This window comes from Arthrobacter woluwensis (assembly GCF_030816155.1).
GTDB lineage: Bacteria > Actinomycetota > Actinomycetes > Actinomycetales > Micrococcaceae > Arthrobacter_E > Arthrobacter_E woluwensis_A.
Genome location: NZ_JAUSXR010000001.1, coordinates 707897 through 730449, shown reverse-complemented (window position 1 = coordinate 730449; position 22553 = coordinate 707897). Strand labels below are relative to the sequence as shown.

General features: G+C 69.8%; 16 protein-coding genes and 2 pseudogenes. 10 read left to right on the top strand and 8 right to left on the bottom strand.

All coding sequences use genetic code 11. The annotated features are described in order from the left end of the window. Window positions 1–242: 242 nt before the first annotated feature. From QFZ52_RS03315 to QFZ52_RS03305, 3 genes are read right to left on the bottom strand one after another with little or no spacing between them, the layout of a single operon-like run. Window positions 243–2414, bottom strand: coding sequence for a DUF5719 family protein (locus QFZ52_RS03315; protein WP_307496220.1), 2172 nt, complete (start codon window positions 2412–2414; stop codon window positions 243–245). Next, the gene (locus QFZ52_RS03310) at window positions 2407–5700 is read right to left on the bottom strand and encodes a glycosyltransferase (protein ID WP_373425613.1); all 3294 of its coding nucleotides are present in this window, start codon (window positions 5698–5700) and stop codon (window positions 2407–2409) included. The genes QFZ52_RS03315 and QFZ52_RS03310 overlap by 8 nt, the downstream gene beginning before the upstream one ends. A 26-nt stretch (window positions 5701–5726) precedes the next feature. After that, window positions 5727–6263 carry a WhiB family transcriptional regulator gene (locus QFZ52_RS03305; RefSeq protein WP_278268457.1) on the bottom strand — a complete coding sequence of 179 codons (537 nt, stop codon included), beginning with the start codon at window positions 6261–6263 and terminating at the stop codon, window positions 5727–5729. A 220-nt stretch (window positions 6264–6483) separates the two neighbouring features. Here QFZ52_RS03305 and QFZ52_RS03300 point away from each other — a divergent pair, with 220 nt between their 5' ends. Beyond that, on the top strand, window positions 6484–7230 hold the full coding sequence (locus tag QFZ52_RS03300) for a TIGR03089 family protein (protein WP_307496219.1): 747 nt from the start codon (window positions 6484–6486) through the stop codon (window positions 7228–7230). 151 nt (window positions 7231–7381) lie between these two features. Here QFZ52_RS03300 and QFZ52_RS03295 read toward each other — a convergent pair whose 3' ends face one another. Then, a complete protein-coding gene (locus QFZ52_RS03295) occupies window positions 7382–7885 on the bottom strand; it encodes a GtrA family protein (RefSeq protein ID WP_278269088.1) in 504 nt (167 codons plus the stop codon). A gap of 250 nt (window positions 7886–8135) precedes the next feature. Between QFZ52_RS03295 and QFZ52_RS03290 the strand changes: the two genes are divergently transcribed. From QFZ52_RS03290 to manA, 4 genes and pseudogenes are all read left to right on the top strand, one after another. Beyond that, a complete protein-coding gene (locus QFZ52_RS03290; protein ID WP_307496218.1) occupies window positions 8136–9296 on the top strand; it encodes a 5-(carboxyamino)imidazole ribonucleotide synthase in 1161 nt (386 codons plus the stop codon). A 49-nt stretch (window positions 9297–9345) separates the two neighbouring features. Beyond that, window positions 9346–9921 carry a 5-(carboxyamino)imidazole ribonucleotide mutase gene (purE, locus tag QFZ52_RS03285; RefSeq protein ID WP_307496217.1) on the top strand — a complete coding sequence of 192 codons (576 nt, stop codon included), beginning with the start codon at window positions 9346–9348 and terminating at the stop codon, window positions 9919–9921. A 7-nt stretch (window positions 9922–9928) separates the two neighbouring features. Beyond that, window positions 9929–11572, top strand: a complete 1644-nt coding sequence (locus tag QFZ52_RS03280) for an LCP family protein (RefSeq protein ID WP_307496216.1) — start codon at window positions 9929–9931, stop codon at window positions 11570–11572. Window positions 11573–11612: 40 nt separating this feature from the next. Beyond that, window positions 11613–12865: pseudogene (gene manA, locus QFZ52_RS03275) on the top strand (mannose-6-phosphate isomerase, class I). 194 nt (window positions 12866–13059) lie between these two features. Here manA and QFZ52_RS03270 read toward each other — a convergent pair. The 4 genes and pseudogenes from QFZ52_RS03270 to glpX all read right to left on the bottom strand — a co-directional run bounded on the left by QFZ52_RS03270 (window position 13060) and on the right by glpX (window position 16705). After that, on the bottom strand, window positions 13060–14085 hold the full coding sequence (locus QFZ52_RS03270) for a lipid II:glycine glycyltransferase FemX (RefSeq protein ID WP_307496215.1): 1026 nt from the start codon (window positions 14083–14085) through the stop codon (window positions 13060–13062). A gap of 152 nt (window positions 14086–14237) precedes the next feature. After that, the gene (locus tag QFZ52_RS03265) at window positions 14238–15071 is read right to left on the bottom strand and encodes a hypothetical protein (RefSeq protein WP_307496214.1); all 834 of its coding nucleotides are present in this window, start codon (window positions 15069–15071) and stop codon (window positions 14238–14240) included. A gap of 270 nt (window positions 15072–15341) precedes the next feature. Further along, a pseudogene (locus tag QFZ52_RS16200) lies at window positions 15342–15512 on the bottom strand (variant leucine-rich repeat-containing protein); the annotation flags it as partial. Between the two features lie 158 nt (window positions 15513–15670). Beyond that, complete coding sequence (gene glpX, locus QFZ52_RS03260) at window positions 15671–16705, bottom strand: class II fructose-bisphosphatase (protein WP_307496213.1); 1035 nt, start codon at window positions 16703–16705, stop codon at window positions 15671–15673. Window positions 16706–16901: 196 nt separating this feature from the next. On the opposite strand from glpX, the gene QFZ52_RS03255 reads away from it, so the two are divergent. The 5 genes from QFZ52_RS03255 to QFZ52_RS03235 all read left to right on the top strand — a co-directional run bounded on the left by QFZ52_RS03255 (window position 16902) and on the right by QFZ52_RS03235 (window position 22491). Further along, entirely contained in the window at window positions 16902–17612 is a 711-nt protein-coding gene (locus QFZ52_RS03255) for a DUF4245 domain-containing protein (RefSeq protein WP_307496211.1), read from the top strand. A 10-nt stretch (window positions 17613–17622) separates the two neighbouring features. Beyond that, window positions 17623–18243 (top strand): carbonic anhydrase, encoded by a 621-nt coding sequence (locus QFZ52_RS03250; RefSeq protein WP_307496210.1) that lies wholly within the window; start codon window positions 17623–17625, stop codon window positions 18241–18243. Window positions 18244–18354: 111 nt separating this feature from the next. Next, window positions 18355–19776, top strand: coding sequence for a class II fumarate hydratase (locus tag QFZ52_RS03245; RefSeq protein WP_307496209.1), 1422 nt, complete (start codon window positions 18355–18357; stop codon window positions 19774–19776). A gap of 191 nt (window positions 19777–19967) precedes the next feature. Then, window positions 19968–21083, top strand: a complete 1116-nt coding sequence (locus tag QFZ52_RS03240; RefSeq protein WP_307496208.1) for a DUF5129 domain-containing protein — start codon at window positions 19968–19970, stop codon at window positions 21081–21083. Continuing rightward, window positions 20971–22491: a hypothetical protein gene (locus QFZ52_RS03235; RefSeq protein WP_307496207.1), complete on the top strand. Its 1521-nt coding sequence runs from the start codon at window positions 20971–20973 to the stop codon at window positions 22489–22491. The genes QFZ52_RS03240 and QFZ52_RS03235 overlap by 113 nt, the downstream gene beginning before the upstream one ends. The last annotated feature ends 62 nt before the right edge of the window (window positions 22492–22553 follow it).

Sequence of the window (22553 nt, the reverse complement as noted above, 5' to 3'; positions counted from 1 at the left end):
TTCGTGAGCTCGCTATGAAGGGTCTGACCTCGCTACGCACGGTAGCGAGGTCAGACCCTTCATAGCGAGTTCGGCGCACAACTCGGGAGGGCGCGAGCCGGACGGACCACGTGCCGAGTACGCCATCGGGGGTGTGAGTCCGCTACATCTGATAACGGACTCACACCCCCGAAAGCGTACTCAGGCGGAGGGCCCGAGCCGGAAGAGCGAGTTGGACGGACCCGTGTCCGGGCAGTACCCAGTCAGTGGCCCAGGCGCACCGGGAGCTTGTCGAGACCGGAGCCGGTGACGGGGACGGACAGGACACTCACACCCGGTCCCTTGTCCTCGGTCTGCACGAGCGCGGCGTAGACAGGATCGCCGGAGGCGGAGAACAGGTACCCGACCACGGCCGACCCCCCGGCCTTCTCGGGAACCTCCACCGTCGCCGTCGTGCCCGCGGCCAGGGTGGCCTTGGCAGCCGGCTGCACGGCGCCGTCGGCCGTGATCGCCCGATAGCTGACCTCCGCACGACCGGCGGGTGCGCCGAACTGGAGACGGCTGGTGCCGCCCACCGGAACGGTCATGATCTGGTCCGTGCTCAGAGGAGCCGACGCCGGAACCCACGCGAAGTCCGACGGATCCTTCGCGGTGGTCCCCCGCGTGGCGCGGACGGCGGCGGTCACGGAGACGTCAGAGCTGATGGCGATGGTGTAGTCCCCGTCGGGCAGGCCGGAGAGGGGCACCTGTGTCACCGTGCCGGCGGGGGCGTTCACCACGCCCTTATCGAGGGCCTGCTGACCGCTCTTGCCGTACACCCTCACCTGGACGACAGCGTCCTGCGCGCCCGGGACCGCCAGCGCCAAGGTCGGCGCGGCATCGTCGAAGCCGCTTCCGAGCTTCGCCGCCGCGGCGCTGCCGCGCAGCGAGACGCCCGGGATGACCTGGCGCGTGCCGGGCTGTCCGGTAGGACCGAGATAGTCGACGCCGCCGGGGGTCAGCCCACGCAGCACGCTCTGCTGCACCGTGGCCGTGACCGGGCCGCCCGTGCTGCTCACATGCACGGCCAGGGCGGCCTGCTGCGGAGCCAGACCGGCGAGGACGAGCGACCGCGACTGACCCGCCCCGATCGAGAGACCGCGGCTGCCCGGGGCCTTGATCTGGCCCTTGTCGCCGTACAGTTCGAGATTCACCGTGGCCGGAGTGGTGCTCGGGTTCGAGAGGTTCAGGACCGAGGTCCGGCCCACCAGAGTGGACGCACCCACGATCCACTGATCACTGCTCGGAGCCTGGCACGTGACGGCGGCCAGGCCGCGGAGATCACCGTCGGCCGCCCGGTAGGACAAGGCCGACGCTCCTGTGGAGTCCTTGCCGTCCAGGGTCCCGACCCGCAGCACCTCCGGCCCGGAGGGGGTCCGCGAAGGGATCGCCGCGGCTTTGAGATCCGGCAGGCCGGGGACGCCTTCGTCGGTCTTGGGGCTCGCCTTGGTCAGTTCCTGCAGGGTCTTGCCGTCCAGGGACTGCACACCGCTGGCGGGCATGCGGCCGGTGGGATCACTCAGCGTGAGACCTCGCAGCACCGTGGTCGCCGTGCTCGACTCCGGGCGGAACTGCGCATCCGTGCCGTCGCCGGCGCCTGCCAGGAGGCGGGGCGCCGCGGGGCACACGGACAGGGAATCACCGGCGGGCACGTCGGCGGCGACGGCGGCCAGCTGGCCTCCCGCCGTCCGCGGGGCCACGGTGCCACCGGCCGCCACGGCGCCGAGCAGCACGATCGACGCCACTCCCGCGGTGCCCGCGGCGATGGCTTTCGCGATCCTGCGAGCGGCCCGGGGATTCTTCACCGGCGCGGCGCCCTCTGACGCAGGGGTCTCTGACGCCGGGGTTCCCGACACCGGAGCCTCCGACGCCGAAGCCTCCGACGCCGCGGGCAGCGTGGTGGCGGCCTCAGCCTTGAGCTTCTTGCCGGGCTTCCTGCCCGGCTTCTTCACGGCCGCCTCGCGCTGAGCCTCGGCCTTGGCGGCCTTCGCGGCGGCTTTCTCCGCGCGGGCTTCGGCCTTCGCGGCACGAGCCGGCGACTTGGCCGCACCCCGCGTGGCAGGGTCACCGGTGGCCGCGCCAGCGGTGGGAGCCGCCGGCTGCTCCGGCACCTTGGCAGGCTCCGGTTGCTTCACGGGTTCCGGTCCCTTGACCGGTTCCGGCTGCTTGGCCGGCTCAGGGGCCTTGGCCTCGGACGCCGCGCGTTCCGCGGACCCCGAAGCCTCGGAGGCACCCGTTCCCGTGCCGGATGCCGTCGGCATCACGGGAGCGCCGGTCTCCCCAGCGCCCGCGCCTCCGGACCCGGTCTTCGGCGTCGTGGCCTGCTCGGCGTTCTCCACCGGACGGTCGTCGTTCACCGGGCCGTCCTCCGTGCGCTTGTCCTTGTCCTCAGTCATGTCCGGCCTTCCTCAGGCTTGCCTCGTCCCGGACCATGCGGACCTTCCCGGGACGTTCGGGAATGGGCACTGCGAGCAGCGCGGTGACGATGAACACCACCCAGGTGATGACCCGGACCCACGGGATCCACGGATCGCTGTGGGCCACCACGAGGTGACCGCCACCCGCGGGCAGGTCGAAGGCCTGCTGCCAGCCGACCGTCGTCGGGTTCAGGCGCTTGCCGTCCAGGCTCGCGGTCCAGTTCGGATCGCTGCGCTCGGCGAGCACGAGCTTGCGGCCCTCGGCGCCCGCACCCAGCGTGGTGTCCACGCCGACGGTGCCGCTCGGGAGCTGGCTCTGCACCTTCCCGGAGCCGTCCAGGACGCGCACGCGGTTGATGGTGTCGGAGTCCTTCAGCGGGGGCTGATCCAGTGCGCGCACCCGCCAGAGCCAGCCGGCGTCGGTGGGTCCGACGGCGGCGAGACCGGGCACGGCGTCGATGCGGCTGGCGGTCAGCCCGGCGGCGTCGTTGGCGCCCTTGAGCACCACGAAACCGGCGCCGAGCTTCTCCAGCGTCGGACGGGGGTCCACCCCTTGCCCGGCGACGATCGTGGCGACCGCGCTGCGGATGCCCGCCGACGCGTCGTCGTCCGCCGCCGGAGCGTCGGAGTCATTGCGGATGCCGTGCACGGCGGCGAGGGTCGAGAGCGCATCCAGGGTGGTCCCGGAGCCGCGGACGAGGGCCGCGGTGTAGCTGCCGTCGCCGGCCTCGGCGATCACGAGGGTGCGGGTCTGCTCCGGACCGCGCCCCCGGTCCACCGCGGTGGCGGGGATCTGGGGCTTCTCCTGCGTCTGGAAGTTCTTCACGGCGCCGTAACGCGGGCCGTCGGCCACCGTGCCGACCCCCAGGTTCGAGGCGAGCCAGGTCCACGAGCTCAGAGCCGGACCCAGCAGCAGGACCACGACCGCCACGGACACGACGCCGACCCGCCACGGGGCGCGCCGGGTGCGGGATGCTTTGCGGCGCTGCAGCGCGCGGTCAGCGCCGAGGAGGGCGGAGACGAGCACGGCACACGAGGCCACGGAGACCGCGGGGCCGGTGAAGGGGGTCACCACGGCGTCGACGCCCACGGCCACGGCGATGCCCGGGATGACCCAGCCGACGGCCAGGAACACCGCGGCCACCAGGAGGGCCAGCGTGCCGGTCCGGCCACGGCGGCCCGGCACCAGAGCGCCCCAGACGGCGAACAGAAGAACCGGGGCGGCCAGGACGAGCATCAGGATGAAGGCCCACGGCACCTCGCCGGGGAGCCATCCGAGACCGGGGATCGCGGCGTGGAGGTCCACGGCGATCGGCTGGCCGAGCAGCTGCTGCCACACGGGCGCGGCGCCGAACGCCTGCGGGACCCCCGGGTCGGCCAGGAACGCCCGTGGCTGGGTCACTGCGGTGAACGCGAACGGCAGGAAGAGCGCCAGTGGCGGGGTCAGGCTCCACCAGAGGGCGCGGCCGCGGCGGCGCAGCAGGAGGGCCAGGAGGACGACCGACACGAGCGACGGCACCAGGAGCACGGGGGCGCTGGCCGTGACCGCGGCCAGGAGCAGCCCGGCCCACGCGGCGGCAGTCCAGGAGATCGTGCCGCCCACGCCGGCCCTGCTGGTGAGCGGACCCTGCGGCAGCAGGCCGTCAGCACGGGCTTCGAGACGGCGGTCCCGGGCGGAACCGGTGGCCCGGACCAGGGCGAGCACCAGCCACGGCGTGAGCACGTGCACCAGGATGGCGCCGAGGCGTCCCTGGTTCAGGCTCGTGAAGAGCGCGGGTGCGGTCCCCCAGATCAGCGCCGCGAGGAACCACGCCCTGCGGTGCCTGATCAGCGAGGCGGCGAGGAACCAGGCGCCGGCCGCGGCGAGCGGCATGGCGCCGAGGAGGACCGACTGCACCACCAGGCCGGGCTGTCCACCATTGAGCACGGAGAGGATCCAGAGGACCAGGCCGAAGGGGTCACCGTGCCCCGGGTAGCCCGCTTCCAGAGTCACCCAGCTGCGGGTGGCGTTGTCCCAGACCTCGCCCAGCGTGGTGGACAGCGGGAGCAGACCGCCGCCGGACTGCGTGCCCCCGAGCACCGGGAACAGGCCCGCCAGCGCGATGCCTGCGGTGATCAGGACGGAGGCGATGAGACCCCATCCGGCGAAGGCACGGGTCGGGGCGGCCAGGGAGGAAAAGTCGTCCTGGTTGTCGCCGCTCGGCTCCGAGGCGAGGCCCGTGGAGCTGTACGACGCGTCCAGCAGCTCGTCCGCCCCGAGCGCCTCCATGAGGGAACGCCGGTGCGCCCACACCTCCTCGCGGGAGGTCTGGAGCCGGCGGATGGTCTTGCGGGGGTTCTTCCGGGTCCGGGCCGCCACCTTCCGCCCGCGGGCCAGGGCCACCGGACGGGAGACGCCACGGATGGTTCCGGCGAGCTGCTGGAAGCCGTATCCCGGGTCCTTCATGGCGACGGCCAGCAGGAACCGTCCGACCGAGGCGATGAGCGTACCGAGCACCAGGAACGGGATCTTCCACCAGCTGGTGTGCTTGAGACGGAGGTACACCTGCGAGGTGCGGGCGGCGGCCGGGGTGCCGAGAGCGTGAGGACGGTTCTGGACGTGATACATCCGGGCCTGCGGCACGAAAGCCACGTTGTTCCCGGCGAGCCAGTTGCGCCAGCACAGGTCCACGTCATCGCCGGTGCCGGGCAGGGCTGGATCGAACCCGCCCATCGAGTCCCAGACGTCCCGGCGGACGAGCATGCCCGCGGAATTGACGGCGAAACGGTCCCGGAGCTGGTCGTACTGCCCCTGGTCCATCTCATCCGCCTCGATCAGGGTGAGGCGTTCGGCCCAGGTGCTCACGGCGAGGCCGGCGTCCACGAGCTTGCGCTGGGAGTTCCAGTCCAGCTGCTTGGCGCCGGCGATCGTGACGTTGGATGACCGCTCCACGGCTTCAAGCAGACGCTCCAGAGCGTCCGGCGCCGGAGCGGCGTCGTCGTGGAGGAGCCACACCCACTGCTGATCCGTGGGGAGAGCCTCGGCGTCACCGGCACTCAGCCGGTCCGCCGTCGCCAATCCGGCCTGCACGGCCGCTCCGAAGCCCAGCCGAGGGTGGCGGAAGAGCGTGACGTTGTCACTGCCGAAGGCCTCCTCCAGCAGCCGGGCGGAGCCGTCCGAAGAGGCCGCGTCGACGCCGATGCAGACATCCGCTGCACGGCTCTGCCGGGAGAGGGCGGCCAAGGTCCTGGGGAGGTAGGCACTGCCCTGGTGGGAGACCACCACGGCCGTGACCCGTGCTTGGGGGTGAATCAGACTGCTCGCTTCCTCAGTCGGCGGCGCTCCCGCTCGGACAGACCGCCCCAGATCCCGAAGCGCTCGTCATTGGCCAGGGCGTACTCGAGGCACTGCTGCCGGACGGTGCACGCGGCGCACACCTTCTTAGCGTCCCGCGTGGAACCGCCCTTCTCCGGGAAGAACGCCTCGGGGTCGGTCTGGGCGCACAGCGACTCGGCCTGCCAGCTGAGCTCGGACTCGTCCCCGACCTCGCGGCCCGGAAGGATGGTGAAGGCCGCGGCCAGCCCGGTGGGCTCGGGGCGCGCGAACAGCTCGAGCGGCGGGTCCAGCTCGTCCTCGGGCGAGGCGGGCTCCGCTTCAGCGGGTTCATGTGCCGTGAGGAAGGCAGTGGCCTGATCCTCCAGGCTGCGGGCGGCGTCTTGCCGGAACCGCTGAGCGCGCTCCGGATCGGCCGGGTCCAGGAACCAGTCCTCAGGCACGGTGCGGGTGGCCTGGTACGCGGCCTGGCCCGGGGTGAAGTTTTCGTCTTGGATACGCTCTGTCTGCCCCATTGCGCCTCTCCTCGATCTGAATGGCTGCCGCCGGGATGGCACGTGGGGAGCCCTGAGGCGCACCTCCGGACCATGCCTTGGCGGTCTGCAATTACTAATTACACGCGTGTAACTAGGGCGAGGTCAAGCGGGCAGGGATAATACTCAGGACACTTGCTTTTTTCCCGATGCGCCACGCCGGGAGCTGAGCGGCCGCTTGCAGGAAGGATCGAACCGCCCCATGGACCTCGTCATCAGGACCCTGCTGAAGGACTTCCGAGAGGGCTTGAGCCTCCCACCTGGGGCTCCTCGTCTGACCTGGTACGGGCCGGACGGCGAACGGGTCGAGCTGTCCGGCAAAGTCCTGGACAACTGGGGGGCCAAGACCGCCAACTTCCTCCAGGACGAACTCGACGCGGCGCCCGGCGGAAGCATCGCGCTGGACCTGCCGGGTCATTGGAAGTCATCCGTGCTGGCGCTCGCGTCAATGGACCTGGGCCTGACCGTCCGGCCTGGCGCCCCGGGAAACGATGAGGAGCTCTCCTCCTCCGATCTCGTGGCCACGGCCGACGCCGGACTGCTGGAGCGGGCCGGCGACGTGGACACCCAGCTCATCGCGGTGTCCCTGGGCGCGCTCGCGCCGCGCTGGCCCGGTGCGCTGCCGGCCGGCGTCGTGGACTACGCGGCGGAGGTCCGCAGCCACGGTGACGTCTTCCTGCCCTGGATGGACCCGACCGGTCAGGAGATGCTCCTCGTCCAGGATGATCAGGCCTACGACGACGCCGGGCTGACCGCCTTCGCCACGCCCACTCCGGAGGGCGCACGGGTGCTGGTCCACGCCGCGGACGGCCTCACCGCTGTCCTCGCCCAGTCCCTGGGAGCCTGGCTGGCAGGTGGCTCGGTGGTCCTGGTGCATGAGAGCGTGGCCGTGACTGAGCGGCTCCTGGAGTCGGAACGCGTGACGTCCGGCGGCGCCCGGACGGCCTAGCAACGGACGGCGTAGCAACGGACGACCTGGCCTCGGACGCGGTCAGCCCAGGACGCATCCAGCCTCAGTCGCACGGAAGGGCCGGTCTCCACGAGACCGGCCCTTCCGCTGTCAATAGCTGCGCCCGGGCTCCGCGAGCCCGGACAGAAAGTCAGTTCTTGCCGGCCTTGCCGTCGATCAGCTCGTGGTCGTGGTCGTAGCCGGGTTCCTCGTCCAGCTCCTTGTTGAACACCAGGAACCGGTAGGCGAAGAAGCGGACCACCGTGGCGACCAGGATGCCGACGACGCCCGCGAGGAACAGCAGGTTCTTGTCCTCGATGTGCATCCAGTACTTGGCGATCGCCGTCAGGCCCGTGGAGATGCCGATGCCGATGCCGTTGATGATGACGAACATCACGAATTCCCGCAGCACATTCGGCTGGCGGCGGTGCCGGAACGTCCAGAACCGGTTGGCCAGCCAGGAGAAGATCGTGGCCACGGTGGCGCCGACGAAACGGGCCTTGGCCTCCGAGTCGTCCATGATCCCGTGCATCAGCCAGTAGGTCAGCCCGTTGTCGATCACGAACGCGATCCCGCCCACGGCACCGAACTTGGCCACCTCACGCCAGAACAGCGAGGCGAGCCCCCGGATGCGATCAGCGAGTTTGTTCACGATGTTTTCCTCCACGGCCAGCTGACAATGTGTAGACGACCCAGGGGCCAGTGGTACATCTTAGCGCCGTTGTCTTTGCCGGGCTTCTGCGGGTGCGGAACGCCGGCCGTGTGACGGGGACCCGCGGAGGGGACACACCGCGGACCCATCGTGGACCCGAGGCCCCTTCCCTGGCTGTCACGAAGGGCCCGCCGCGGGTCACGCTGAGTGCCTGCTGAGGGCGGGTCCGGCCGCGTTCGGTAGGCTTAGGGGCGTGACTTTCCCTGTTGTTGGTGTGATCGGTGGCGGCCAGCTGGCCCGGATGATGGCCCCGGAGGCCGTCGAACTCGGCGTGGAACTCCGCGTCCTGGCCGAGGGCCCGGACGTCTCCGCGGTGGCCGCCGTCAAGACGACCCCAATCGGCGATTACCGTGATCTCGAGGCGCTGCGCGCGTTCGCCCGGGACGTCGACGTCATCACGTTCGACCATGAACACGTCCCCACCGAGCACCTGCGGGCGCTGATCGCCGAGGGCGTCAACGTCCAGCCCGGCCCGGACGCCCTCGTGCACGCGCAGGACAAGATCGTGATGCGCACCGCCGTGGACCGCCTCGGTCTGCCCAACCCCGAGTGGGCCTCTGTGGATTCCGTGGACGCGCTCGTGGAGTTCGGCGACCGCATCGGCTGGCCCGTGGTCCTCAAGACCCCGCGCGGCGGCTACGACGGCAAAGGCGTGCGGATCGTCGACGACGCCGCCGAGGCCGCGGACTGCGCCTCCTGGTTCGAGTCCATGTCCCCGCTGCTGGCCGAGGCCAAGGTCGAGTTCTCCCGCGAGCTCTCCGTGCTGGTGGGGCGCACGCCGAGTGGCGAGGAGCGGGTCTGGCCCGTCGCGCACACCATTCAGGTGGACGGCGTCTGCGACGAGGTGATCGTTCCCGCACCCGGCCTGGATCCCGCCGTCGCGCAGGCCGCCGAGGCAGCGGCGCTGACCCTCGCCGCCGAGCTCGGCGTGACCGGCGTGATGGCCGCCGAACTGTTCGAAACGCCCGGCGTAGGCTCCGGCTTCCTCATCAATGAACTGGCCATGCGACCGCACAACACGGGCCACTGGACCCAGGACGGCTCCGTGACGAGCCAGTTCGAACAGCATCTGCGGGCGGTCCTGGACCTCCCCCTCGGCGCCACGGACGTGCTGGGCGGCGTGGCCGTCATGAAGAACTTCCTGGGCGGCGCCAACCAGGACATTTACGCCGCCATGCCGGCCGCCCTCGCGGCCGCCCCGGGCGCCAAAGTCCACAATTACGGCAAGTCGGTCCGCCCGGGCCGCAAGATCGGGCACGTGAACATCGTGGCCCCGGATGCCTCCCAGGCCGACGAACTGCGCGAGCAGGCCGGCCGCGTGGCGTCCATTCTGCGCGACGGCGCCGGCTCCTGACCATCGCAACACCCTGACCGCTGAATCCCCAGACAACGATCGGACACGCATGAGCAGCAACACCACTCCCCTTGTAGGACTCGTCATGGGTTCGGACTCCGACTGGCCCGTCATGGAGGCCGCCGCCGAAGCCCTGCACGAGTTCGGCGTGCCGTTCGAAGCCGACGTCGTCTCCGCCCACCGCATGCCCACGGAGATGATCCGTTACGGGCAGCAGGCGCACGAACGCGGTCTGCGCGTCATCATCGCCGGCGCCGGCGGCGCGGCCCACCTGCCCGGGATGCTCGCCTCCGTGACCCCGCTTCCCGTCATCGGCGTCCCCGTGCCGCTGAAGACCCTGGACGGGATGGACTCGCTCCTCTCCATCGTGCAGATGCCGGCCGGCGTGCCGGTGGCCACGGTCTCCATCGGCGGGGCGCGCAATGCCGGCCTCCTGGCCGTCCGCATGCTCGCCGCCGGCGACGGCGAATTCGCGCAGTCCCTGCGTGAGGACCTGCTCCGCTTCTCCGAAAGCCTGAACGCGGTGGCCTCGGCCAAGGGCGCCTCCCTGCGGGCCAAGGCGGCGGAGGTCTTCGGAGCCCCCGGAGTGCCGCTCGGAACCATCGTGGATGAGGCGCAGGCCTAGGGGCGCCATGATGAGCCGCATCCGCCTGGACGACCCGATCCGCCGGCCTCAGGAGGCGGAGCCGGGCGACCGGGTGCGCCGCGCCTGGGTCCTCATCGCCCTCACCCTTCTGGTCCCCGGCGCCGCGCAAGTGGTGGCCGGTGACCGCCGCTTCGGGCGCATCGCCCTGCGCGTCACCTTCGCCGTATGGGCCCTCGTGCTCCTGTCCCTGGTGATCGGCCTGCTGAACCGGGCCCTGCTGCTGTCCATCCTGACGCATCCGGTCCTCATGGTGGTCTGGATGATCGGGCTGGTGGCGCTCCTCATCGGGTGGGCGCTCGTGTGGGTGAACACCTTCCGCCTGTGCCGCCTGGCCATCCTGCCGCCCCGTTGGAAGGCCCCTGTGGCCGCCGTGCTCGTGGTGCTGATGGTGCTCAGCTGCGGCGCGCTCGGCTACGGCGCCTACCTCGTCAACGTGGCCCGGGGCGCCCTGGGCGATGTGTTCGACGCCGGCCGGCCGCCTTTCGATCCGGTGGACGGCCGCTACAACATCGCACTGCTCGGCGGTGACGCCGGCCAGGGCCGCGAGGGTCTCCGGCCGGACAGCATGTCCGTCATCAGCATCGACGCCACCACGGGCGCCTCCGCGATCATCTCGGTGCCGCGCTCCCTGCAGTATGCGAAGTTCCCGGACAGCTCGCCCATGCACCGCATCTACCCGGACGGTTTCAACAACTGCGATCCGGACCCCCTGAACTGCCTGCTGAACGCGGTCTACACGGATGCCACCAACAACCACAAGGACCTCTACGGCGCCGGGAAGAACGCGGGCGCCGAAGCCACCAAGGACGCCATCTCCGGCACCCTCGGGATCACTATCCAGGCCTACGCCCTGATCGACATGGACGGCTTCGCCCAGCTGATCGACGCCATGGGCGGGGTGAAGATGCGCGTGGGCGCGTGGGTGCCCATCAGCGCCGGCATGCTGCCCGGCAGCGACACCCGGCACGTGAAGCCGGACGGCTGGATCCACCCCGGCAACCAGACTCTCAACGGCTTCCAGGCCCAGTGGTTCGCCCGTTCCCGCGAGAACGTGGACGACTTCGCCCGCGTCCAGCGTCAGCAGTGCGTGCAGCAGGCCATGATCAAGCAGCTCGATCCGGCCACCGTGATCACCAAGTTCGAGGCGATCGCCAAGGCGGGTGCGCACGTCGTGGACACCGACATCCCGCAGGGCCAGCTCGGCGGCTTCGTGGACCTGGCGGCCAAGGCCAAGGGTCAGCCGACGGTCCGCATGACGGTGGGTCCGCCGGACTTCCCGGCGGACTTCAGCCTGGGTGATCCGAACTTCGATCTCATCCACTCGAAGGTCAAGGCGCTGCTGGCCAAGGCGAGCGGGAAGCCGGCCAAGGCCGCGGCTCCGCTGCTGCCCGGCTCGGTGAGTGAGGACGGCTCGGTCGCCTCCGCCGTCGCGCCCGGCCTGGGGGTTCAGGCACAGGGTGCGGTGCGGCCGCACCTCGCGGACGAACTGCCGCCGGACTTCCCGCTGAGCACCACACGCCCGGACGGGCAGCCCATCACGGCGGCTTATCTCAATTCGCTTTATGATGCCCAGGACTACCAGACACTGGACCAGCTGCTGGCGAAGAACGGCAATTGCGCCGCTCTCTGACCCCGCCCGGTCCCCTTCCGCTCCTGAAAGGACACCCGTGATGCTTCGCCTCGACAATGAGCTGCGCCCCTATGCGTGGGGTTCCACCACGGCCATTGCCGAGCTGCTGGGACGCGTCCCCTCGGGCGGTCCGGAGGCGGAGCTGTGGATCGGCGCCCACCCGGATTCGCCTTCACGGGTGTCCGGAGGACGCGGGCTGGACGAAGTCATCGCGGAGGATCCGGAGCATTGCCTGGGAGCCGGGAGCGTGGCCGCGTTCGGCCCGCGGCTGCCGTATCTGATGAAGGTCCTGGCCGCGGCCGAGCCCCTGTCCCTCCAAGTCCATCCGAGCCTGGAACAGGCACGGGAGGGATTCGCGCGGGAGAACGCCGCGGGTGTCCCCCGCGCGACGCCGCCTCCCGGAACTACAAGGATGACAATCACAAGCCGGAGATGATCCTGGCGCTCACCCCGTTCCGGGCGCTGTGCGGGTTTCGCCCGGTGGGGCAGTCGGTGGCGCTCTTCGAGGCGCTGGCCTCCGGATCCACGCACGACGACGCGCGGCACTATGCCGCGGGGATCGCCGCGGCCCTGCGCGGGGCTGAGCCCCTCCGGACCGCCTTCGCCGCGCTGCTCGCCGGGGGCGAAGGGCTGGCCGTCGTCACCTCCGGTCTGCGGGCCGTCGTCGATGGCCTGACCGCGGACGATCCGCACCGCGCCGCGCTGGAAGCCTCGGCGGGCCTTCAGGACAAGTACCCCGGTGATCCGGGTGTCCTCGTCTCCCTCCTGCTCAATCTCGTGGAGCTGGCGCCGGGCGATGCCATCCACCTGCCGGCCGGGAATGTTCACGCCTACCTGGAGGGCCTCGGGATCGAGGTCATGGCCAATTCGGACAATGTGCTGCGCGGCGGTCTGACCCCCAAGCACGTCGACGTGCCCGAGCTCCTGGCCACGGTCGATTTCACTCCCCTGCCGGAGGTGCCGCGCACCCCTCGCCAGGAGACGCTCCTCGGCCAGGAGATCTTCACCCCGCCGTTCCGCGAATTCGCCCTGCAGCGCATCGAGCTGCGGGATGCCGCCGAGCACCTCGCCATCCGCCAGGACGGCGGGACGGTCCTCTTGGTGGTGCGCGGTGCCCTCCGCCTGGACTCGCCCCAGGGCGAGCTGATCCTGCAGCCTGGCGAAAGCGCCTTCATCCCGGCGTCGGAGGACCCCGTGACAGCCCACCCCGCGGTGACAGGGGCGACGGACGACGACGGCGACGTGCTCGCCTTCGCCGTCAGCACGGGACTGGGCATCGCCTCTGCCGCGTGAGCGGCAGATGAAAGCCCGGCTGAGTTAATACCTATCTCCGGACGCGTCCGGCACGACGAAGGCGTGGCTCCCGCACCGGAATCCTCCCGGATTCCCCTGCGGGGGCCACGCCTTCGTTCCGTTCAGGGCTGCTTCGTTCCGATCAGGGCTGCTTCGTTCCGTTCAGGGCTGCGCAGCCCGGGACGGCACGTGGGTCAGGACCCCTTGAGCTTGGCCTTGACCGTGGCGAGCAGGCCACGGGTCTTGCTCATGACCTTCTTGGCCTGAGGCAGCGCGACCTCCCAGAGAGGGTTGGCCACGGACAGCGGCAGGGCGTAGCTGCCCACGAAGTGGTTCTCGTGCTTCGCGAAGTAACGCTTGAAGTCACTGATGCGGTCGTTGAGGAGGCCGTTCAGGTCGAACTGCTCCACGCCCTGTGACTTCATGAGCTTCATGCACTCCCACTCGAAGCCGCCGTTCGCCCGGAGCTTGCGGCCCTTGGCGTTCACGCCGCCGTACAGGGCGAACGCCACCCGCGGGGTGACCAGCAGGAACTGGAAACCCACGGTCTCGCCTTCATGGTCCACCAATTCATACACCGGGCTGCCGTCGCCCAGGTCATCGAAAATGGCGTAATAATAGGCGTCGTCGTGCAATTCGAATCCGGCGCGGTCCGCGATTTCCTTGTAAATCTCCAGGCACCGCGCAATGCCCGCATGATCCGTCACTTCGCGGAGTTCAAAACCCTTGTTCCCGAATTTACGGATGTCCTGCCGGCGCTTCTGATGCATGGCGGCCAACAGCGTCTCCTCATCCTGGGTGAGGTCCAGGACGAGGGTGTCCCCCAGCAGGAGCTTGTTGCGGGCGGGCTTCCACTCCTCGGACCCGGCGGGCATGGAGCCCTCCCAGTCCGGCTCGATCATGATGTTGACGGCCTTGCCCGAGTAGTTCTTCTTCAGGTAGTCGCGGAGCGCCTTGAGCACGCGTCCGCGGTCTTCCGGGGCGCAGACGGGGCCGCGGGGGACGTACAGGAAGGAGCGGAACGGGAACGGCAGCGAACGCCGGAGGACCTGCGCGGCGCCGATGACCTTCTCGCCGTCGACCACCTGCAGACGAGCCGCGCGCCAGGCTCCGCGCTCCTTGAGAGTCCCCCAGCCCCAGAGCTGCAGCGGGTGCCCGCCGTGTTCCCTGATATGGGCATCCCATGCCGCCTGTTCGGTGCACACCTTCACGTCAACCATGGTCTCCAGTCTACATGGTGCGATAAACGCGTTTAATCGAATTTCTTTTCTCCGGAGATATCCTGAAATGCGGAAAAGCAAATCGTAGATTCGCGAATAACCGGCCGGCTTCGAATTCCGTCGCGGAGAGATCACCGCAGGATCGCCGGAGACTATTTCGGCATCGGCGCTTTGATCGCCGCCGCCCAGGAACGGATTGCCTGACGCTCGGAGGCATTGCAGACATAGCCGTACCCGATCTCGTACCCGGGCCCTCGCAGCGTCCATTCGTTGTAGTAGGTGAGAGAGTAGCAATCGGCCATTTTCTCGTCGCTCTTCTGGAACAGTCCGCGGGCCACCAGACGGTCGGCACGGCTCTGACCAGGCGCGGAAGTCCGGTCGTCGGCCCGCTGATAGACGTGGGCCAGCTCGTGGACCACAACCATCCGCAGATCCCAGTCGTCGGAGAACGCGCTTTCCTTGAGGAGATGCACCGTCAGGGGATCCGATCCCTTCACGCAGCCGACCGTCCGGCCCGTCTTGGACTTCGACTTGCCGCAAGCCGTGGCAGCGTCCCAGCGGATGTCGATGAAACCGTTTCCCGCGCTGTCCACCAAACCTTCGGAAACCGACCCTGAAGCGTTCACCCGCCGGACCTTCGCCTGGGCGATCTTCCGCTCAAGCTCCTGCCGTATCTGCCGCGCCTCATTCACCAGCGGGGCAGCTGAGCGTGCGCTGAGACCCGGTGACTTGATCCGCTGTTCGAGAACTCCGATCCTCCGGGAATCGGCGACGATCGGCCCCACCGGATTGTTTCTGAGCGTGGCGGCCAGCTGGTTGAACTTCTTCGTCTCGGCGTCGAACGCCCGCAGCTGCTCCTCAGCGCCCGGACTTGCCGAGGGACGCACAGTACGGGGCGGCTCGACGGCGACGGGTCTCCCCTGCCGGTCGGACGAGGAGAAGACCGAGGCCAGGCCTCCGAACCCAAGGCCCACCACGACCAGCACGAAAACCAGGGCGAGGCAGCCGCACCCCGCGATCCACGGACCCGGCCGGTTCCGACGCTGAGCTGCGGGGCTGCCCGGCCCCGGACCATACGTGGCCGCACCAGGGGCGGCAGGTGCATAACCACCCTGAGGAGGCGCCCCCGGGCCATAGCCCTGGGCGCCATATCCTCCCTCCACGTACCCCTGAGGAGACTGAGGGGGGCCGACGGGTTGCTGAAAACCCGGCTGCGGAGCCGGCGGAAAGCCGTGCTGTCCGTACTGCCGCAGATGAGGAGGATTGACCTGCGCGATCCACTGCCGGAGTTCCGGTCGCAGGGCCGGATTGGCCTCGAGCACCGGGTGGAGGTCCCAGCGCCGGTAAGCGATCTCTGAAAGCCGGGCGGGAGGGGCGCCAGGGTCCTGCGCCGCGATCCAGTCCCCATCCTGGTAAGTGCCCGTCATGCCCCTATCGTATGCGGCGGCGGGGAGCGGTCAATGCCGGTGCCCGGACAGCATGGACAGCACGACGAAGGGCCACACCCCGGGGATCCGGTGGCATGGCCCTTCATCAGCGTGGCTCGGGAGCACGGTGTCTCAGCGGCCCCTCAGGAGCGCGCTGCTCAGCGGCGCGCCCAGCTCTCCCACTTGGAGGCGTGGTGCTCGGCGTCGACCAGACGCACGGTGCCCGACTTGGAACGCATGACGATCGACTGCGTGACCACGCGGTCCTTCTGGTACCGCACACCGCGCAGCAGGTCGCCGTCGGTGATGCCGGTCGCGGCGAAGTAGCAGTTGTCGCTCGTGACGAGGTCGTTGGTGGTCAGCACGCGGTCGAGGTCGTGACCGGCGTCGATCGCCTTCTGCTTCTCCTCGTCGCTCGTCGGCCAGAGACGGCCCTGGATGACGCCGCCGAGGGACTTGATGGCGCACGCCGCCACGACGCCTTCCGGAGTGCCGCCGATACCCATCAGGGCGTCGACGCCGGTCCCGGTGCGGGCCGCCGCGATCGCTCCGGCCACGTCGCCATCGAGGATGAACTTGGTCCGGGCGCCTGCGTCGCGGATCTCCTCCACGAGCGGCTTGTGGCGGTCACGGTCCAGCACGCAGACGGTCACCTGGTTGATCTTGACGCCCTTGGCCTTGGCGATGAGGTGCAGGTTCTGCTTCACGGGCAGGCGGAGGTCCACCATGTCGGCGGCCTCCGGACCCGTCACGAGCTTCTCCATGTAGAACACGGCGGACGGGTCGAACATGGAACCACGCTCGGCCACGGCCAGGACGGCCAGGGCGTTGTTGATGCCCAGGGCGGTCAGACGGGTACCGTCGATCGGGTCCACGGCAACATCGCACTCGGGGCCGGTGCCGTCGCCCACCTGTTCGCCGTTGAACAGCATGGGGGCTTCGTCCTTCTCACCCTCGCCGATGACCACCACACCATTGAAGTGGACCGTCTTGAGGAAGGACCGCATGGCATCCACCGCAGCGCCGTCGGCCTTGTTCTTGTCGCCGAAACCGACCCAGTGACCGCCCGCGATCGCGGCGGCCTCGGTCACGCGCACGAGCTCCAGCGCGAGGTTTCGGTCCGGCTCGTCATTCCCGACCGCGAGGTCCGGGGAGATCGTTGAATACTTGCTAGCGCTGGAAGCTGCGGCCACCGTGTACCTCTTCGTTGAGTTCTGCTGAAAGATCGGACCCGGGCTCCGAAGGCGCCGGGAGAGGGGCGTTCGGTCCTCGAAACGATCATAGACCGCGGGCACCTTGCGACGCCCTGATGTGACAGGTGCAACAGTGTCACAGTGGCGCATCCCACCCGTTTGGCGCTGGGCGCCCGGCATGGGGGACCATGGAGGGGTGAGTGATTCCGCCAAGACCCCCCTTCCCGCCACCGAAGACCCCTCGTCCGAGGCGGTTCCTGAGGCTGCCGGCGAAGCGTCGGGCCGAGGTCCCCTGCCAGGGGAACCGGGGTTCAAGGCAGTTCTCACGAAGAACGCGGCCAAGCGGGCCAACGCGTCGGTGATCGGCATGATCCTCGCCCTCGCGGTGTCGATCGCCTGCATCCTGCCGGTCATCCTCCTGAACGCCCAGCCGAAGCAGCCTGGCTACGACCCGAAGATCGACGTCTCCGCCGTGTCCGTCAACGCAGCTCCAGTGGCGGGTTTCACTCCGGCCGCTCCGGTGCTCCCCTCCGGCTGGCACCCGAACTACGCGCGCTGGAAGTCCGGCACGGAGTCCGGCGTTCCCGCCTGGGAAGTCGGCTTCGTCTCGCCCGCCGAGGGCTTCGTCGGGCTGACCCAGACCAGGAAGGGCAACCCCACCTGGGTGGCGCAGATCGCGGACAACGCCCCGGTCACGGGCAAGCGCACCATCGACGGCCAGGACTGGACCCTGCGGGACAAGGGCACCGGACCCAAGACACTGGTCCTGGAGCACCGCGGCTACACCCTGGTGCTGAACGGCCGCGCGGACCTCAAGGAGTTCGATGTCGTGGCCTCCGCCGTGCTGAAAGCCGTCGACGCGGCGCCTGGCGTCACGCCTGCGCCCTCCGCCTCGCCCACCGCGTAAAGTAGGCGGCGTGAGCTCGAATCTGACCCCCCAGCAGGCCTGGCAGAAACTCGTCGAAGGCAACGCCCGTTTCGTCTCAGGCACGTCCTCCCACCCCAATCAGGACGCCAGCCGACGCAGTTCCCTGGTCAACGCCCAGAATCCCTTCACCCTGATCTTCGGCTGCTCCGATTCCCGCCTCGCCGCCGAGATCATCTTCGACCTCGGCCTCGGTGACGCCTTCGTCATCCGCACCGCCGGCCAGGTGATGGACGACGCCGTTCTCGGAACGCTCGAATACGGCGTGGACGTCCTCGGCATCCCCCTGATCGTGGTCCTGGGCCACGACAACTGCGGCGCCGTGACGGCTACCAAGGAGGCCGTGGACTCCGGGGACATGCCCGGCGGCTACATCCGCAACCTGGTCGAGCGCATCACGCCGTCGGTTCTGAACTCCCTGCGTCACGGGGAACACGAGGTCAACGACATGGTGGTGGAACACACCCGCCAGACCGCCGAGCGGCTCGTGGAGCGCTCCCCCTCCATCAAGGCGGCCATCGACGCCGGCCGCACCGCGGTGGTGGGCATGGCCTACCGCCTCGAGGAAGGCCGCGCAGACCTGGTCTCCGGCGTCGGGCACTTCCAGGACTGAGGCGCGCCCTGCCGGCCCGGGCAGCCGGGCCGGCCATGACCTCCGCCACATGCGCCCCCGGTGGCGCGACGCGAGTTTCAGCGCCGCCGTCGTGCGTCATACAGTAAGGGCATGACTTCTGCTGCTGAAGAATTCCGCATCGAACACGACACCATGGGCGAGGTCCGCGTCCCCGTGAACGCGCTCTACAAGGCCCAGACCCAGCGTGCCGTGGAGAACTTCCCCATTTCCGGCAAGACCCTGGAACGCAAGCACATCGAAGCGCTCGCCCGGGTCAAGAAGGCCGCCGCCCGCGCCAACGAAGAACTCGGAGTGATCGACGGAGATCTCGCCGACGCCATCGCCGACGCCGCGGATCGCGTGGCCGCCGGTGAATTCGACGATCAGTTCCCGATCGACGTCTTCCAGACCGGTTCCGGCACCTCCTCCAACATGAACATGAACGAGGTCCTGGCCGAGCTCGCCACCCGCTCCTTCGCGGACAAGGGCAGCGACCGCGTCGTCCACCCGAACGACCACGTCAACGCCTCCCAGTCCTCCAACGACGTGTTCCCCACCTCGGTGCACGTCGCCGCGACCAACGCGCTGCTCAACGACCTGGTCCCGGCCCTGACCTACCTGGCCGCCTCCCTCTCCCGCAAGGCCGAGGAGTTCAAGGGCATCGTCAAGTCCGGCCGCACCCACCTCATGGATGCCACCCCGGTCACCCTCGGCCAGGAGTTCGGCGGCTACGAGGCCCAGATCCGTTACGGCATCGAGCGCATCCACGCCTCCCTGCCGCGCGTGGCCGAAGTCCCCCAGGGCGGCACCGCCGTCGGCACCGGCATCAACACCCCGGACGGCTTCCCGCAGCGGGTCATCGCCCTGCTCGCCGAGGACACCGCGCTGCCCATCACCGAGGCCCGCAACCACTTCGAGGCCCAGGCCAACCGCGACGGTCTGATCGAGGTCTCCGGCCAGCTGCGCACGATCGCCTACTCCATCATGAAGATCAGCAACGACCTTCGCTGGATGGGCTCCGGCCCCAACACGGGCCTCGGCGAGATCGCCATTCCGGATCTGCAGCCGGGCTCCTCGATCATGCCGGGCAAGGTCAACCCCGTGATCTGCGAGGCCGCCATCATGGTCGCCGCCCAGGTCATCGGCAACGACACCACCATCGCCCTGTCCTCCACCAACGGCGCCTTCGAGCTGAACGTGGGCATCCCGGTCATGGCCGCGAACCTGCTCGAGTCCATCCGCCTGCTGACCAACACCTCGCGTGTCATGGCGGACAAGATGATCGACGGCATCAGCGCCAACGAGGAGCGCGCCCGCTTCCTGGCCGAGGCCTCCCCGTCCATCGTGACGCCGCTGAACAAGTACATCGGCTACGAGAACGCCGCGAAGATCGCCAAGACCGCCGTCAAGGAGGGTCTGACCATCCGCCAGGCCACCGAGAAGCTCGGTTTCGTCGGCGAGGGCGACGGCAAGGTCACCGAGGAGGTCCTGGACAAGGCCCTCGACGTCACGAGCATGACGGGCAAGTACTGACAGCACCTCCCGGCCGGCGCCACCGCCGGCCCGGCCACGACGGCGCCGGATCCCGCACAGGGGTCCGGCGCCGTCGTCGTGTTTCCCGGGTGAGTGCCTCGTGGCGCTGACATAGGATGGGCGCGGACCACGGCGGGCACGCCGGCGGACACGGAATCGCACGGCACACACGGCAGGCACCGAGGGGGACGATGGCCAGGGACACGGCAGGCAGCCAGCGCAACGCACCGCGCCGGGAGCGTCCGTGGGGCGCCCTCGTCGTCGGCGCGCTGACCCTGCTCGCGGCTCTCACGGGTGTCGCCCTCAACATCCCGACGACGCCGGTGACCGTCGAAGTCCACGGAACCGCCGTGAGCGCGGACCAGGTGCGCGCGGCGCTGGGCGGAGAGCTCCTCGCCTATGAGCCCACCCGGCTGCTCGTCTGCGATGCCGCCTCCGCCCCTCAGTGCGCATCGCCCGGTCCCGGCACGGTGTCGGTGGTGGTCGACGGGACATATGCCGGAGCGCGCGTCGCGAAAAGCTGGCTCTCCGTCCCCCACGACGAGAAGGAGTACGAACCCGACGGCGATGACATGGTGTCCGATGCCTTCGACAACGCCCACTCCGCCGGCCAACGCGCCGGGGCGGCCGCCCTGGCAGCCCGCGCCGCCGTCGACGCTCAATCTCAGGCCCTCAACCGCACCCCGTTCGGCTGGCTGGCACTCGTCGCGGCAGGGGCACTGTGCACAGGACTTCTGCTGCGCCGCCATCTGCGCCAGGCCAGGGAACGCCGTGAGCTGTGGCATGACCTCGCGGTGGGATCACGTCATCTCGCCACGGTCACGCTGGATCTGGAGCTGACGCGGCTCGCGACAGTCCGTCTGGACGGGCTCACGCGTTCCAGCACCGCGCAGCGCCTCCGCGACACGGGCCGTGAGGTCGAGGCCCGCTCGCTGGAACTGACCCGTGCCGAGGACGGGCTCTATGCCCGGCTCCCGATCGGCATGCCGACGATGAACGACCTCAGCCAGGACGAGGCCCTGGCCTTCCGGGACCAGGCCACGCGGCTCGACCACCTGGACGACGCCGTCTCCCAGGGCACGGCCCTCCTCCTGAACTCCCCGGCCGCGCCCGACGTGTGGGACCTGAACAGCCGGCCTTTCATCGAAGCCCCGGACCGTATCAGTGCCGTGCTCGCCGAAGCACCGGGTGCCGGTGCGAGGCGAGGTCGGGGAGGCCGTCCGGAGGCTGGAACGGGTCCGGGAGTCGTTGCTGCCTCTCGGCGCGGCGCTCCGGGGAGATCCCTCCGCGGAACCCGTCGATCCTGAGGCCCTCGCGGAAGGGCTTCGGACGGCGGCGAGGGAGACGTCCTCCGCACTGGTCACGGTCCTCAGGGAGGGGCTGGCCGCAGCGGCTCGAGTCGCTCCGGAGCAGTCCGTGCTCCTCGCCGCCGAACAGTCCGCGGAGGATCCGGAGTCGCCGCTCGTGCTGGCACTGTCATCTGCTCCGGGCGGCCAGGATCCCGCCGGGCCGGCGCCGCTGACGGTGGGCGGCGTGGAACGGTGGTGGGACACGGCACGCGCCGAGCTGGACGCCATGGCGCCTCGGCGTGGTGTGGCGGCACGCGAGGTGACTCCGCGACGCGAGACGGCGCCCCGGGAAGTGACGCCCCGGAGTCATCGGGCCGAGTCCGCCCGGGGCGGCGCCTTCGTCCTGGGCCTGCTGATCGCACTGTGCCTGGCGGTGGCGGGCGTCGGCTGGGTGACGCAGGCCGCCATCGGAGGCGTGGGCGCCATCGGGCAGGACAAGACGGTCCATTTCGTCTCACTCCCGCGAGGGCCGGGCTGGCCGACACTGCAGCAGGCGGACGCCGACGCCGCCAAAGTCCGCGCCTTCGTCCCGTGGCGCCTCGCCGTCGTGGCCCTCCCCGCCGCACCCGAGCTGGACGTGGTCACGGAAGCCAGGCCGGTCGGCCGCTCCACCGGCCGGAGGTTCGATGATCTGAGCCGGGCCGATCAGGACGCCGCGGTGCGCGCTGCCATCGCCTCGGTCCCGGATCTCGTCGATCCTGCCACAGGAGACCTGTACCCGGACGTCATGATCCACGTGGTGCGCGACGTCGGACACGGCGAATACCGCGGCCTCGGCCTTGCCTGGGGCCCGACCCCCGCGCCCCGCCTCGCGGGCGAGTATCTGAACCGCGGTGACTGGAACTCGAGCGATGACCCCCACCTGTCCGTCTACCACCCGGTCTACCTTCTGAACCAGGACCTGGCGGGCAGCCTCGGAAAGCCCGCCTGGACGGAGTCGCAGGCCAACCGGGTGGGAATCGGCGTAGGGGTGGTCCTGGGCCTGGCCGGTCTCGCCGCCGTGCCGGTCTGGCTTTCGGGGCGACGCCGGAACCGCACCGCCTCGCGTCAGGAGAACGACCGGACGCTCCGAGCCGTGGAAACCCGTCTGGAAGCGCTCTTCCTCCGCGAGGACGCGGCGGACCTCGACGCCGTCACCGTGGAACACGCCTCTGGAACCCCGGAACTGGAGGACAGGCGTTTGAGAGTTCGCGCGCAGATCCTGGCGCTGCGACGCTGCGAGGAGCTGACCTCGCGACCCCGCCGGCGGCGTGGAGAGCCGTCCCATGCGCGCGACGTCGAGCGGCTGGCCGGGCTCGTAGACGCCTTGGCCGCTCGCGAACGCGACCTGGGGCAGCGCGTGCGCGCGTATCTGGCGACGCTCTGACGCGCGACGGCGGGCCCGCCGTCGCGCGTCGGTGGTCCGTGCGACGGTGGTCCGTGCGACGG